18 protein-coding genes are annotated in these 12,654 nt (G+C 69.2%); 10 read left to right on the forward strand and 8 right to left on the reverse strand.

From position 1 onward, the window contains the following. Nucleotides 1-117: 117 nt before the first annotated feature. Nucleotides 118-291: a CsbD family protein gene (locus ACZ5WE_RS34760; RefSeq protein ID WP_467694407.1), complete on the reverse strand. Its 174-nt coding sequence runs from the start codon at nucleotides 289-291 to the stop codon at nucleotides 118-120. Nucleotides 292-438: 147 nt separating this feature from the next. On the opposite strand from ACZ5WE_RS34760, the gene ACZ5WE_RS34765 reads away from it, so the two are divergent. After that, a complete protein-coding gene (locus ACZ5WE_RS34765) occupies nucleotides 439-609 on the forward strand; it encodes a hydrophobic protein (RefSeq protein WP_361834918.1) in 171 nt (56 codons plus the stop codon). Nucleotides 610-729: 120 nt separating this feature from the next. On the opposite strand, the gene ACZ5WE_RS34770 is transcribed toward ACZ5WE_RS34765, so the two are convergent. Both ACZ5WE_RS34770 and ACZ5WE_RS34775 read right to left on the reverse strand, forming a co-directional pair. Beyond that, the gene (locus ACZ5WE_RS34770; protein WP_467694405.1) at nucleotides 730-1,476 is read right to left on the reverse strand and encodes a class I SAM-dependent methyltransferase; all 747 of its coding nucleotides are present in this window, start codon (nucleotides 1,474-1,476) and stop codon (nucleotides 730-732) included. A 178-nt stretch (nucleotides 1,477-1,654) separates the two neighbouring features. Next, nucleotides 1,655-2,326, reverse strand: coding sequence for an AIM24 family protein (locus ACZ5WE_RS34775; RefSeq protein WP_467694403.1), 672 nt, complete (start codon nucleotides 2,324-2,326; stop codon nucleotides 1,655-1,657). A gap of 180 nt (nucleotides 2,327-2,506) precedes the next feature. Between ACZ5WE_RS34775 and ACZ5WE_RS34780 the strand changes: the two genes are divergently transcribed. Next, nucleotides 2,507-2,776: a hypothetical protein gene (locus tag ACZ5WE_RS34780; protein WP_467694401.1), complete on the forward strand. Its 270-nt coding sequence runs from the start codon at nucleotides 2,507-2,509 to the stop codon at nucleotides 2,774-2,776. Nucleotides 2,777-2,791: 15 nt separating this feature from the next. Here ACZ5WE_RS34780 and ACZ5WE_RS34785 read toward each other — a convergent pair whose 3' ends face one another. Then, nucleotides 2,792-3,106, reverse strand: coding sequence for a hypothetical protein (locus tag ACZ5WE_RS34785; protein WP_467694399.1), 315 nt, complete (start codon nucleotides 3,104-3,106; stop codon nucleotides 2,792-2,794). A gap of 182 nt (nucleotides 3,107-3,288) precedes the next feature. Here ACZ5WE_RS34785 and ACZ5WE_RS34790 point away from each other — a divergent pair, with 182 nt between their 5' ends. The 5 genes from ACZ5WE_RS34790 (at nucleotide 3,289) to ACZ5WE_RS34810 (ending at nucleotide 8,185) form a co-directional block, all read left to right on the forward strand. Then, nucleotides 3,289-3,552, forward strand: a complete 264-nt coding sequence (locus tag ACZ5WE_RS34790; RefSeq protein ID WP_467694397.1) for a BatC protein — start codon at nucleotides 3,289-3,291, stop codon at nucleotides 3,550-3,552. Continuing rightward, nucleotides 3,549-4,754, forward strand: a complete 1,206-nt coding sequence (locus ACZ5WE_RS34795) for a cupin domain-containing protein (protein ID WP_467694395.1) — start codon at nucleotides 3,549-3,551, stop codon at nucleotides 4,752-4,754. Before ACZ5WE_RS34790 ends, ACZ5WE_RS34795 begins: the two co-directional genes overlap by 4 nt. A gap of 7 nt (nucleotides 4,755-4,761) precedes the next feature. Beyond that, the gene (locus ACZ5WE_RS34800; RefSeq protein ID WP_467694393.1) at nucleotides 4,762-5,661 is read left to right on the forward strand and encodes a sucrase ferredoxin; all 900 of its coding nucleotides are present in this window, start codon (nucleotides 4,762-4,764) and stop codon (nucleotides 5,659-5,661) included. Nucleotides 5,662-5,744: 83 nt separating this feature from the next. Beyond that, nucleotides 5,745-7,430, forward strand: coding sequence for a ribonuclease J (locus ACZ5WE_RS34805; protein WP_467694391.1), 1,686 nt, complete (start codon nucleotides 5,745-5,747; stop codon nucleotides 7,428-7,430). A 44-nt stretch (nucleotides 7,431-7,474) separates the two neighbouring features. After that, nucleotides 7,475-8,185, forward strand: a complete 711-nt coding sequence (locus ACZ5WE_RS34810; protein WP_467694389.1) for a polyamine aminopropyltransferase — start codon at nucleotides 7,475-7,477, stop codon at nucleotides 8,183-8,185. Between the two features lie 26 nt (nucleotides 8,186-8,211). On the opposite strand, the gene ACZ5WE_RS34815 is transcribed toward ACZ5WE_RS34810, so the two are convergent. The 4 genes from ACZ5WE_RS34815 to ACZ5WE_RS34830 all read right to left on the reverse strand — a co-directional run bounded on the left by ACZ5WE_RS34815 (nucleotide 8,212) and on the right by ACZ5WE_RS34830 (nucleotide 11,243). After that, nucleotides 8,212-8,958: a DUF1838 family protein gene (locus ACZ5WE_RS34815; RefSeq protein ID WP_467694387.1), complete on the reverse strand. Its 747-nt coding sequence runs from the start codon at nucleotides 8,956-8,958 to the stop codon at nucleotides 8,212-8,214. Between the two features lie 146 nt (nucleotides 8,959-9,104). Next, complete coding sequence (locus ACZ5WE_RS34820) at nucleotides 9,105-9,335, reverse strand: chaplin (RefSeq protein ID WP_467694559.1); 231 nt, start codon at nucleotides 9,333-9,335, stop codon at nucleotides 9,105-9,107. A gap of 216 nt (nucleotides 9,336-9,551) precedes the next feature. Further along, the gene (locus tag ACZ5WE_RS34825; RefSeq protein WP_467694385.1) at nucleotides 9,552-9,941 is read right to left on the reverse strand and encodes an STAS domain-containing protein; all 390 of its coding nucleotides are present in this window, start codon (nucleotides 9,939-9,941) and stop codon (nucleotides 9,552-9,554) included. Nucleotides 9,942-10,010: 69 nt separating this feature from the next. Then, nucleotides 10,011-11,243 carry a cytochrome P450 family protein gene (locus ACZ5WE_RS34830; RefSeq protein WP_467694383.1) on the reverse strand — a complete coding sequence of 411 codons (1,233 nt, stop codon included), beginning with the start codon at nucleotides 11,241-11,243 and terminating at the stop codon, nucleotides 10,011-10,013. Nucleotides 11,244-11,504: 261 nt separating this feature from the next. Here ACZ5WE_RS34830 and ACZ5WE_RS34835 point away from each other — a divergent pair, with 261 nt between their 5' ends. The 3 genes from ACZ5WE_RS34835 to ACZ5WE_RS34845 all read left to right on the forward strand — a co-directional run bounded on the left by ACZ5WE_RS34835 (nucleotide 11,505) and on the right by ACZ5WE_RS34845 (nucleotide 12,624). Next, nucleotides 11,505-11,666, forward strand: coding sequence for a hypothetical protein (locus ACZ5WE_RS34835; RefSeq protein ID WP_467694382.1), 162 nt, complete (start codon nucleotides 11,505-11,507; stop codon nucleotides 11,664-11,666). A 7-nt stretch (nucleotides 11,667-11,673) separates the two neighbouring features. After that, nucleotides 11,674-11,874, forward strand: coding sequence for a hypothetical protein (locus ACZ5WE_RS34840; protein ID WP_467694381.1), 201 nt, complete (start codon nucleotides 11,674-11,676; stop codon nucleotides 11,872-11,874). A gap of 66 nt (nucleotides 11,875-11,940) precedes the next feature. Next, nucleotides 11,941-12,624 (forward strand): alpha/beta fold hydrolase, encoded by a 684-nt coding sequence (locus ACZ5WE_RS34845; RefSeq protein WP_467694380.1) that lies wholly within the window; start codon nucleotides 11,941-11,943, stop codon nucleotides 12,622-12,624. Nucleotides 12,625-12,654: the final 30 nt, after the last annotated feature.

A 12,654-nucleotide genomic window follows, 5' to 3' on the forward strand; every position in this document is an offset into this window, starting at 1 on the left:
TACCACCCGCTTCCCCCCCCCCCCCCCCCCCCCCCCCCCCCCCCCCCCCCCCCCCCTCCCCCCCCCCCCCCCCCCCCCCCCCCCCCCCCCCCCCCCGCGGTCTGGTGTCGTCCGGTGTCAGTGCTTGCCGATGTCCTTGGTCTTCTCCTTGGCCTGGCGTGCGTCGCCCTTCATCTGCTGGGCGCGGCCCTTGGCAGTGAGGCTTTCATTGCCCACCGCGCGTCCGGCGGCTTCCGCGGCGGCGCCGGTAGCCTGCTCGACCTTTGCCTTGGCCTTCTCGTTGGCGGTCATGGTCCGCTCACGCTCCTTGGCATCGACGTCATGTTCTGTCAGTTCGCCTGGCCGCTCAGCCGCTCGGTAAACATCATGCCCGCGATCACTTTTCCTGTGTTTACGCGACAGGTCTCGGAGCACCTGATGGGCTGGAGGTTGATAGCAATGGTTCCCCTGATTCTGGTGCTTCTTCTGGCTCTGCTTCTCTTCGGTGCGGGTTTCGCGCTGAAGGCGTTGTGGTGGATCGCGGTCATCGTGCTGGTGGTGTGGCTGCTCGGCTTCGTGGTCCGGCCCGCCGCGAGCGGCGGCCGCAAGGGCCGCTGGTACCGATGGTGACGCGTACCTGAGTACGACACAGAGCGGCGTGGCGTCACGGGCAGTGGTGCGCGCCCACGGGTGGGCCCGGCCTGGGACGGCCGGGCCCACCCCTCGTCCCGCCGGCCGCCCCGCCGTCCGTCAGGCGCGGCAGCGCAGCATCTCCAGCGGGGGGTTGTCATGGAAGTCCGCCCAGTGGTCCGCCCCGAACTCGCGCACACCGGCTTCCGACACCGTCAGCGGCACCCAGGCCAGGTCGCTGAAACCTGCCGCCTGAAGGCACTTCTCATAGACCTCGCGGCGCGGCAGGTTGGCGATGAACGAGACCGGTGCCGGGTCGAGCAGCGCCGTGGTCCTCACCTGCGGCCCCGTCTCGACTTGAGCACCGGTGAGCTCGCTGCGGAAGCCGTACTTGTCCGGGCCCGGCCCGTCGAACCGGAAGTCGGGCGACTGGTTCAGCGCGAACAGCTCGCCGCCCGGCTTCATGTTCCGGTGGATGTTGCGGCACATGCGTTCCGTCGTGGCGATGTCCGGGGCGTAGTTGAGCAGTTGGACCGCCAGCACGGTGTCGAAGCGCTCGCCGAGCGGCCGCAGCTCCGCCACATCGCCGATCTCGTAGCGCACACCCAGCGGATCGCGCTCCTCCAACTGCTGTGCCACGGCGACCATTTCCCCCGAGATGTCGATGCCGAGGACATGGGTGGCGCCGCGCCGCTTGAACTCCCTGCTGTAGAAGCCGGTGCCGGAGGCGAGGTCCAGGACCGACGTACCGCGCACGTCCCCGACCATCGCCAGGAAGCTGGGAACCACTGCGTACTGTTCCAACGGCAGAGCCTTGAACCCCTCGTACGCCTCACCGATCTCGTCGTACTGTTGCTGTGCGCTCATGGTGCTGCCTCCATCGGAAATGCCTTTGCGCGACCCCCGTTGCCGGGCATGCCGCGGCTCTTGGCTGGCAGTCTCTACGAGCCTCAGCGGGCCTCCGTATTGGCGGAAGCCACGAAGATCTGGACAAGGTCCCGGCTCAGCGCACAAGGTCTTGGTCCATGGAGCCACGCTCAGGAGGTCAGGATGCCGGGGCCGGCTTGGGTTCGCCGGGGTTGACCACCACGACGCCTTCTCCCTCCAGCTTGAGTTGCACCGCCTCGCCCGAGCCGCCCTTCGCCATCGATCCGACGCTCTGGGAACGGTGCAGCGACGCTTGCAGCTGCGGGCTCCAGGCGACGACCGCGTCGGTGTCCACGTGGACGGGCGCGTTCGGCGTCACAGGCAGCACCAACGGGATGCCCGCACTGGTCAACGCCAGTCGGCCGGTGCCGGTGAACGTGCAGTTGAACAGACCGCCGCCCGCCATTCCCGCGCCCTTGACCGTGGTGATGTCGTAGTCCAGCGAGGCGTCGAAGCACAGGATGTTCCTGCCGTTGACCGTGAGGCCGCGGTTCTCGTCCACGTCGACGAGGAAGCAGTGCGCCGCGTCGGACGCGAACCACGCCTCACCCTCACCGCTGACCGACATCAGGGCGAGGCCCTCGCCGGTCACCGCGCGCTTGAGGAAGTTGCCGACGCCCTGGCCCTGTCGCTCGAACTCCAGGGAGCCTCGCCAGGCGACCATCGTCCCCTGCCGGGCTCGCGCCTCGCCCTTGACGGTGTAGCGGACCGCCATCGCGTTCTCCTGCGTGAGCCCGGGGGCCGACGCGGGCTGGATGAGATTCTCGGGATCGAAGAGATTTCGCTGCATGCGCCTCCGGGTACCCTGCCAAGTCCCGCTCAGGCATGGCGAGTTGAGCAGGCCGCCCTCATTCCTGGTGACCTGAGGTGAGCAGCGGGAACACCCATGCGACCCTTGTCGCGACGTGTCGTCACGCCGTCCGCGGGTACCTGCTCCGGCCAAGTGCCGAAGGGCCAAGGAGGAGACATCGTGAGTGATCGGATACCGGCTTCCCCGGGCGAGGACGGCAGCACGCCCGTTCCCAGGGATCCCCCCGACCAGCAGGCGACGGACGAGCCGGACGCCTGGGACCTGGACGTGGGCAAGGTCGCGGATGACAGCGACGGCGACGGCGACGGCGACAGCAGCAAGTCGACCGACGTCCCCCGCGCGGACGAAGGGGGCACGGCAAGGCGCGGCGAATCCCGGGCCCTGGAAAGCCACCCGGAGAAGCCGGTACCGGATGAGCCCTCTGGGTGAGTCCGCGTGACATCGTCAGGAGGGCGGCTCTGCTTCCAGCCGGCGCAAGCAGTCGTCCCAGCGTTCACGTCGTTCGGCCGGGGTCTGCTCCCACCAGGCAGTGCCGCGTTCCCCCAGCCCTGTCTTGGCGAGCTGCACACGGGCTCGGGCGCCCATCCGCGCGTCCTCGTCGTCGCCTGCTGAGGCGACAGCCCGGCGGGCCGACATGAGGTGGTGAGTCAGCCGCTTCGCCACGTCGTCGGGTACGAGGGGGTCTGTGGCCCGCCAGCGTCGGCCCTTGATGATGATGTGCCGGCCGTCCTCGGTGTACTGCGGGTCATCGGTTGCCACGACGTCATCATGACCCGCTGCCTGCGCACTGGCTGCCCGGTGCCCGCCGACTTGCCGCCCCGTCATGCCTTCCCGCGGTGGCTTCGGGTTGCCGACCAGAATCGCGTGAGCGAGCTTGGTGAAAGCAGAGCGGGATCTCGAGGGTGTGCCCAGTCCCCGCCGTTCGATTCTCAGGAGGAACGATGACCAACCCCGAGCAGGATCCGAACCAGCACGAGGGGCCTGCGGACGGCGGTGCCGCGGGCACGCCCGGTGTCCACGACGGAGGCGCCGACGGTGGGGCCGAGGGGCCCGCGGACGGCGGTGCGGCGGGCACGCCCGGCGTTCACGACGGAGGCGCCGACGGTGGGGCCGAGGGGCCCGCGGACGGCGGTGCGGCGGGCACGCCCGGCGTCCACGACGGGGGTGCCGACGGCGGAGCCGACGAGTCCGCAAGCGGCTCTTGAGTATCCCCCCGACCGAGCTCCACAACGCCGACGCCGCAGCAGGCGTCGGCGTTTTGGAGACACGGCTGACCGGCCTGAGCAAAGAGCGGTTCGCCCGCGACGTCTGGGCGCGCACAGCGCTGCTCACGCGAGGCGCGAGTGACTTCTCCGATCTGTTCTCCGCCGATGCCGTGGACGAACTGACCTCGCGTCGGGGGCTGCGTACGCCCTTTCTCCGCCTCGCCAAGGACGGCTCCACGCTCCCTGAATCGTCGTTCACCTCGTCCGCCGGCGTCGGCGCCACCATCGGCGACCAACTGGACGACACCGCGCTGTGGCGAAGGTTCGCAGACGGCGCCACACTCGTCCTGCAAGCTCTGCAGCGCACGTGGGCGCCGGTCGCGGACTTCAGCGCCCGGCTGAGCACGGAGCTGGGGCATCCGGTGCAGGCCAACGCCTACGTCACCCCGCCGCAGAACCGCGGGTTCGATGACCACTACGACGTCCACGATGTCTTCGTACTCCAGATCGACGGCGCCAAACGCTGGCTCATCCACGAGCCCGTCCACCCCGCCCCCCTGCGCGACCAGCCCTGGACCGACCGCCGCCGGGCCGTCGCCGAGGCCGCGAAAAGCGAGCCCCGCATCGACACCGTTCTCAAACCCGGCGACGTCCTCTACCTGCCGCGGGGCTGGCTGCACGCCGCGCAGGCGCAGGGAGAGGTCTCGATCCACCTGACACTGGGCATCCACAGCTGGACGCGTTACGCGCTGGCCGAACACCTCGCCCAGTCCGCACTCGCGGCGCTGCGCGACGACCCCGAGATGCGCGGCACCCTGCCTCTGGGGGTAAACGGGCCCGACGGCGAGATCGACATCGTCCGCGAACGCCTCGGCGACGCCCTCACCAAGGTCGATTCCGCTCCACTGTTCCACCGCGCCAGGCGCGGCCAGGGGCGCCCCGCGCCGCTGGGACCGCTGGCCCAGCTCAGAGCCGTGGACGGCCTTGGCCCTCACTCCCGGGTACGGCTTCGCAGGGAGCTGGAAGCGCGTCTTGACGGCGCCCGCCTGGCCACGCGCGTGGGCTGGCTCGACTTCCCGCAGACCGATCTGCCGTCGGTGGCCCGCATGCTCGACGGCGAGGTCCGCACCGCCGGCGATCTCGGTGTCGAACTCGTCGAGAGACTGCTGCGCGCGGGCGTACTGGTGCCCGCGGGACAGTGACACAGCCATGGTGATCGCGGCAGAACGCTTCTTCTGCGCCGAGGCCGCGCGGACCCGCGGCGACTCACTCGCGGGCACAGCACCGCACGGCTCCATCTGGGTACTCATCGAGTACGCGAGCGGCTGGCCGCCCAACGGCTTCGACGGACTCGACCTCGATCCGCACACCAAAGGCCTCGTGTTCGCCGCCGCCCAAGCGGTGCGGGCACGTGTACTTCTGGTCCGGCGGCACGGACGCCGCGGCCTCGAAGGACCCAGGCGCTGGGCCGTGTTGCGCCAGGAGGACTCCGGCGCCTGCCGTCAGCAGTGGGGGACATGGAGCCGTGATCAGGACTTGGCGGAGATCGCCGATGCCCTCGGAACCCCCGGAGAGCTCGGCTGTCCGCCCGTCGTCCTTGTCTGCGCGCACGGACAGCACGACACCTGCTGCGCCGTCCGCGGCCGGCCCGTGGGACGTGCCCTCAACGAGCGCTGGCCGGACCTGGTGTGGGAATGCACCCACATCGGCGGCGACCGGTTCGCCGCCAACGTCGTTCTCGCACCCGACGGCGTCTACTACGGCGGTCTCGACGCCACGTCATCCGTGACGGTGGTCGAAGAGCACCTGGCCGGCCGGATTCACGCGGAACATCTGCGCGGATACACGGATCTCTTCCCGCCACAGCAGGCTGCCGTCGCAGCCGTACTCCGACGCTTCGGCCCGGCAGGCAGACATGACTACGCGGTCGTCGAGACGTCCCGCGAGGACAACCGCTGGCGAATCCGCCTCACCGGCCGCCCGCCTCGCCCGACGGCCATCGACGTCGAGGTGCACTCCTACCGCACCCCGCCATGTCAGCTGACCTGCCGCGGACTGTCCATGAGCTCCGCGGCGGTCTACGAGGTCACCTCGATCGGGGTCGTCTGAGCTGCTCCCGCGGTTCGCTCGTCCGGACCAGAGCGCGGGCGTCCCTGGGACCGGCCCTTTCAACTCTCCGGTAGCGTCACCGTATGAGCCATCCGCACCCCGAGCTGAAGCCCGCCCCGCCGCTGCCCAAGGGAGGCCTGCGGGTTGTCGCCCTGGGCGGGCTGGGTGAGATCGGCCGCAACATGACCGTCTTCGAGCACGCCGGGAAGCTGCTCATCGTCGACTGCGGCGTGCTCTTCCCCGAAGAGAACCAGCCCGGCGTCGACGTGATCCTTCCCGACTTCACCTCGATCCGGGACCGCCTGGACGATGTCGTGGCCATGGTGCTCACTCACGGCCACGAAGACCACATCGGCGGCGTGCCCTACTTGCTGCGTGAACGGTCCGACATCCCCGTCGTCGGATCCAAGCTGACGCTGGCCTTTCTGGAGGCCAAGCTCAAGGAACACAACATCCGACCGCGCACGGTCCGGGTACGGGAGGGGGACCGGCGCGGCTTCGGGCCCTTCGACTGCGAGTTCGTGGCGGTCAACCACTCCATCCCCGATGGGCTCGCCGTCGCCATCCGAACGGGAGCCGGCATGGTGCTCCACACCGGTGACTTCAAGATGGACCAGTTCCCGCTGGACGACCGGATCACCGACCTGCGTGCTTTCGCCCGGCTCGGCGAAGAGGGTGTCGACCTGTTCCTCACCGACTCCACCAACGCCGAGGTGCCGGGCTTCACCACCTCCGAGCGTGAGCTGAACCCCGCGATCGAGCAGGTCCTGCGCACCGCGCCGAGGCGGGTCATCGTCTCGAGTTTCGCCAGCCACGTACACCGCATCCAGCAGGTGCTCGACGCCGCCCACCAGTACGGCCGCAAGGTCGCCTTCGTGGGCCGCTCGATGGTCCGCAACATGGGCATCGCCCGCGACCTGGGCTATCTGAAGGTCCCGTCGGGCCTGGTCGTCAGCATGAAGGAGCTGGAGAAGCTCCCCGAGAACCGGATCACCCTGGTGTGCACCGGGTCCCAGGGCGAGCCGATGGCCGCACTGTCCCGGATGGCCAACCGCGACCACGTGATCCGCATCGGCAAGGGGGACACCGTTCTGCTGGCCAGCTCCCTGATCCCCGGCAACGAAACGGCGATCTACCGAGTGATCAACGGGCTGACCCGCTGGGGCGCGAACGTCGTCCACAAGGGCAACGCCAAGGTGCATGTCTCGGGGCACGCCAGCGCCGGTGAGCTCATCTACTGCTACAACATCGTCAAGCCGCGCAACGTCATGCCCGTGCACGGCGAGTGGAAGCACCTGAAGGCCAACGCCGATCTGGCCGTCCGCACCGGCGTCGACCCCGACCGGGTCGTCATCGCCGAGGACGGCGTCGTCGTCGACCTCGTCGACGGCCGTGCCTCCATCACCGGCAAGGTCCCCGCCGGCTACGTCTATGTGGACGGGATGACCGTCGGCGGCGTCACCGAAGCCTCGTTGAAGGACCGGCTCACGCTGGCCGAGGAGGGCGTCGTCACGGTGGTGGCCATCGTCGACGCCGATACGGGGGCACTGGCCGAGGCCCCCGACTTCCTGGCCCGAGGCTTCGTCCACGATGACACCACCTTCGAGTCGGTCATCCCGGTGATCGAGAAGACCCTGGCCACCGCCGCCGAAGAAGGGGTCGGGGACGCCCACCAGCTCGAACAGCTCATCGCTCGCGCCGTGGCGAACTGGGCGTTCCGCACCCACCGCCGCAGGCCCCTGATCATCCCGGTCATCATCGATGCCTGACCACCTGCCGGTCCACCTGCCCGAGCTGCCCAGAAAGTGAACGGATGAGCGTGCGTTTCGAGGAGATCGACTGGCGTCCGACACCGATGGGGGACATCAGCCTGCGGCGGCGACGGGACCCTGCATCGGGCGACGACGTGTACGAGGTGAAGCTCGGTGACGAGTTCCTGATGTCCAGCCTCTTCACCGCCGGCGAGATCGCCCTGACCCGGCTCGGCCTCGAACAACTGCCGGACACCGAACTGGATGTCGCGGTGGGCGGCCTCGGCCTCGGATACACCGCACGTGCCGCCCTCGACGACCGGCGGGTGCGCTCGCTGACCGTGATCGAGGCACTTGGCGAGGTGATCGAGTGGCATGAGCGCGGATACGTGCCGCTGGGCGCCGGCCTGTCGTCAGATCCCCGATGCCGCCTGGTCCAGGGCGACTTCTTCGCGATGGCAGGCGAGGGCAGCGGTCTGGACCCCGAGGAGCCGGATCGCCGCTTCCACGCCATCCTCCTCGACGTCGACCACTCGCCCCGCCACGTCCTGCACCCCAGCCACGCGGCGCTCTACGAGCCCAGTGGTCTGCGAGCACTCGCCAGGCGGCTGCGCCCCGGAGGCGTCTTCGCCCTGTGGTCGAACGACCCGCCGGACGCGGAATTCAACGCGGTGCTCGCCGAGGTCTTCCCGAAGTCGGAGAGCCACGTAGTCGATTTCCCCAACCCCCTCCAAGGCGGAAACGCCACCAACACCGTGTACGTGGCGGGCTGAGGGAAGGGGCGCGCAAGGCGCCAGCGCTACTTCGGTGGGTTGAGCTTGCGAAAGTATGTCCAGCTGGTCTCGTTCGGCTCGCTCCACTTCTCCGGGGCCCGGGCGAACTCCGGGTGGTGGTCGGCGATGTAGGCACGGGTGCGCTCGGGGACCTCCGTGTACGAGCCGAGCTTGCGACCCCGGCAGTGAAAGGTGAGGCCGCCGGGCTGCTGGCCACGGGCCATCCACGGGAGCCACGGGGACATCCGGGACCACGACATGGTGGCCGGGACGCTGGGCGCCGTACCGGCCAGGTCGGCGCGGTCCGCGAAGAACTGGAAGAGCTCCAGAGCCTTGTACGTGTCGTCGGCCGAGTGGAGTGGGTACTGGGCCACCGGCAGTGGCGAAGGATAGGCGAGCGGGATCTCCAGGCTGAAGCAGACCTGCCCGCCGAGATCAGTCGTCGGTATGGGGAAGGGACGCCACTTCTGGTTCGCCGGGTCGTTCCAGATGTGCACCACCGGCAGGTCCTGCCAGGTCTCGATGATCTCGCGCGTCACGGGGTCCAGATAGAAGGCGGCCTCGCGGGTGAGCAGTTGGTAGGCGTCCGGGCCACCTTCGGCGTCCTGGACAAGACGGGAGACGTTGAGCCCTTCGAAGCCGAAGACGCGCTGGTAGGGCTCGTCGGGGGCCCAGGAGTACACGTCTCCGGACCACCAGTACGTGACCTCCGCGCCGTCGAGCGAGGCCCGGACACGTGCGAAGGAACGGAGCAGCTCTGCGGGTGTCGTCATACGGAGTACTCTGCGCCACCGCTGAGGACCGTGACCGGTGGGGGTGCTGCGAAAAGGGCGAGCGTGCCACCGAAAAGGAGGGTCGGTGGCACGCTCGCTCAGACCGTGTCGAGCCGGCAGGCTCTCCTACGGTGCGGTACGGCTGGTCAGGCGTTGACGCAGGTGTTGCCGAAGGCCGGGTTGAGCAGGCCGATGACGTTGACGGTGTTGCCGCACACGTTGACCGGGATGTGGATCGGGACCTGCGCCTGGTTGCCCGAGAGCACGCCCGGCGAACCCACGGCAGCACCCTGGGCACCGGCGTCAGCGGATGCGAGACCGGCCGCGCCCATCACGAGACCACCGGTGGCCAGCACCACGCTCATCGTCTTCTTCATGGCAGACATACTTCTTTCTCCTTGGGATCGATCAGCAGGAAGGCGCCAAGCCGGCCTCAACCGATGTCGCGCGGCCGGAGCACCCCGCTTCTTTGGCGCCTGGGCTGGTCAACGCCCTGGCCGGCCTTCGGACACGCTGATTCCCCCAAATGCCAACGCCCGAGGGTGAGTCCGCCCGCGGCGAGGGCGGGCGAATCGCGCCGCCGGCCAGATGTGTCAGGTGCTGTGCGTGGTGGCGGCGCCGAGCAGCGTGCGCAGTTGCCGCAGTCCTTCTTTGCGGGTGTCGGCCAGAGGCAGTACGTCGGCGGCACCGGTGATCTCGAGCACACGCTGGACGGACGTGTGGAAGGGGCCGGCCAGGACGAAGGGGCGCTGCGTCTGCTCGTGCTCGGTGCAGGTGTGCATGATCAGACCGAGCAGGGTGCTGTCGGCGAAGGTGAGTTCGGCGAGCACGAGCAGAGTGGCGTCGGCGTCACGGTGGGCCAGGGCGGCCTGGAAGGCAGCGGTGACTCCGCCGGCGTCCTGGATGTCGATCTCGTGGCGCAGCGTGACAACGGCCGCCCGTTCCATCAGGGAGAGTTCAATTTTGTTGTCGTCGGGAAACATTCCCCGACCCTGTCATACGCGCCCCTGAGCGCGCAGGGAACACTCGCGCCCGCAGGGGGAGCGGCTGAGTCAGTTCTCGGTATCCGGGCGGAGGGTGACCGGCAGTTCGCTGTGCCCGTTGGAGATGAACGACCCCGCGGGGCGCAGGTCGGATGCGGGTACGGCGAGGGTGAGGTCCGGGAAACGGGTGAACAGTGACCGCAGCGCGGTCTCGGCCTCCATGCGGGCCAGGGCGGCGCCGAGACAGACGTGGACGCCGTGACCGAAGGCGAGATGGTTCTTGCCGGCCCGGGTCAGGTCGAAGGAGCCGGCGCTCGGGCCGTGCAGGTCGGGGTGGCGGCCTGCTGCCGCGTAGGAGGCGAGGATCGCCTCGCCCTGACGGATCGTGAGTCCCTGCGCCAGCGGAATGTCCTCGACCGCGTACCGCATCGGCAGGTGCGCGACGGGCGCCTCGTAGCGCAGCGTCTCTTCGGTGACGTCTGTCCACGCACTCTTGCCCTCGCGGACCAGGGCGAGCTGTTCGGGGTGGGTGAGCAGCGCGGCGATGGCCTGGTCCAGCAGGTTGACGGTGGTCTCGTAGCCCGCGCTGATCACGAGGAGGAGCGTGTCGAGGAGCTCCTGTTCGGTCAGCGCTGAACCGTCCTCGTCCCGGGTGGCGATGAGTACGGAGGTCATGTCCTCGCCGGGCTCGGCACGCTTGGCTGCGACCAGGTCGGCCATGATCGCGTACAACTCCTGGGTGTTCGCGGCGGCCTGCTCGGGGCTCAGCGTGGTGTCGAAGACGCCGTCGACGGTGGGGCGGAAACCGGCCTGGGCGTGGTCGGGAAGCCCCATGAGTTCGCTGATGACCCGGATCGGGAGCGGATAGGCGAACCGCTCGCGCAGGTCGGCGGGCTCTCCGGCCGGAATGGTCTCGAGTTCGTCGAGCAGCGCGTGGGATATCTCCTCGATGCGCGGCTGCAGGGCCGCGATGCGGCGCGAGGTGAAAGCCGGGCTGACCAGACGGCGCAGCCGCCGGTGATCGCCGCCGAAGGCGGTGAACATGTTGTCGACGGCCACCCACAGGGCGAGTGGCCAGGTGCCGACGATCCTGTCGGGGAACATCGGCCAGTGCCGGCGAGGATCTTTGGAGACCCGTGGGTCGGTGAGGAGCTGTTTCAGCAGGGCCGGATCGGTCACAGCCCACGCCTCGACTCCGAGGACATCGACGCGGGTGGCCGGTCCACGCGAGCGCAACTCGGCATCTTCGGCATGCCGGTCGCTGCCGGTGGCGTCCAGGACGAGGATCTGAGGCTGGTCCATGCGGGAGCTCCTCGGAGGGTCGGGAACCCATCTCGGGCTGCGCGTACAGGAGTTGGGCAGGGGTGGCGCGCTGCGAGGTTGGCCGACCGACCGTCTGAGCCGGGAGACCGGAACAGGCAGGGGACACAGTAGTCGGCCACCGGTGGGTCGGTGAAGGGCACTTGAGGGAGGGCCGGCTCGTGGGCGAGAGGGCTCCGAGGCTCCCCGGTGGAGGCCGAATCCGGATCCGCCGGTTCAAGGAGATCGGATCGCTGCGGCGCGTTGACCACCAAGCGAAAGCGGTACCGGTGGATCATCGCACTGTACGGCGCCTGCTCGAGCCCCCTGGAGACCTGGGAGGCGCTGGTGGAAGTGCGCCACGAGAGGGAACAGGAAGGGAGCCGCGAGCGCGCCGAGCGCGAACGTGGCCGCGCGGAGGAATGAGAATGAAATGACCGACGCCATCGTCCTGCTTGGAGTGGTCATCGGATTGTCTGTGCAGATCCAAGCCGTGTGGGACCTGAGTCGCGCCCCTCTGGAGGGCGAGGACACGGATTCCAAGCAGGCTCAGGCGATCCTCCTGGCGATGGCAGGAGCCTTGTGCGCCGTTGTCGCCCTGTGCGCGGCGCTTCTCATCCCCAACGGGTCCTAGAACCCGCCTCGCGGACGTGGCAACAGACGGGTGTCTCTCCTTCTGACGTCGGTTGGGAGCCTTGTTGTGAGTACGTTCGTGCTGATCCACGGCGCCGGCGATGTCGGCTGGTCCTGGCATCTGGTCGAGGCGGAGCTACGGGCGCGTGGGCACGACGTGGTGGCTCCGGATCTGCCGGGCGACGATGACTCGCTGACGCTCGACGACTACGCCGACGCCGTGGTGGAGGCAGTCGGCGGCCGGGACGGACTCGTGGTCGTGGGTCATTCGTTCGGCGCGTTCACCGCGCCCCTGGTCGCCGCCCGACGCCCGGTCGAGGCGCTGATCCTGGTCGCCGGGATGGTCCCCTCGCCGGGCGAGACACCGGATCAGTGGTGGAGCAACACCGGCTACACCGAGGCGGTGCGGCGCCAGGCGGCCCGGGACGGCGGCCTCACCGGCAGCGACGACCCCTACGCGGCGTTCTACCACGACGTGCCCCACGAGCTCGCCGAGGAAGCGATGAGCCGGGAGCGGGCACACCCGTCCGCGGCCGCGTCGGCCCAGCCGTGGCCGCTCGACGCCTGGCCGGCCGTGCCGACCGGCTTCGTGCTGTGCACCGAGGATCGCCTGCTGCCGCCCGAATTCCTGCGCGGGCTCGCGCTGGAACGTCTCGGGGTGGTCCCTGACGAGATCGCCGCGAGCCACTGCGTCGCGCTCAGCCGCCCTGTGGAGCTGGCGGATCTGCTGGTCGGCGCAATCGAGAACTGACCCATCTTTCACGGAGCGCACCCATCTATT

The sequence above is a fragment of the Streptomyces sp. NPDC033180 genome (assembly GCF_055577645.1).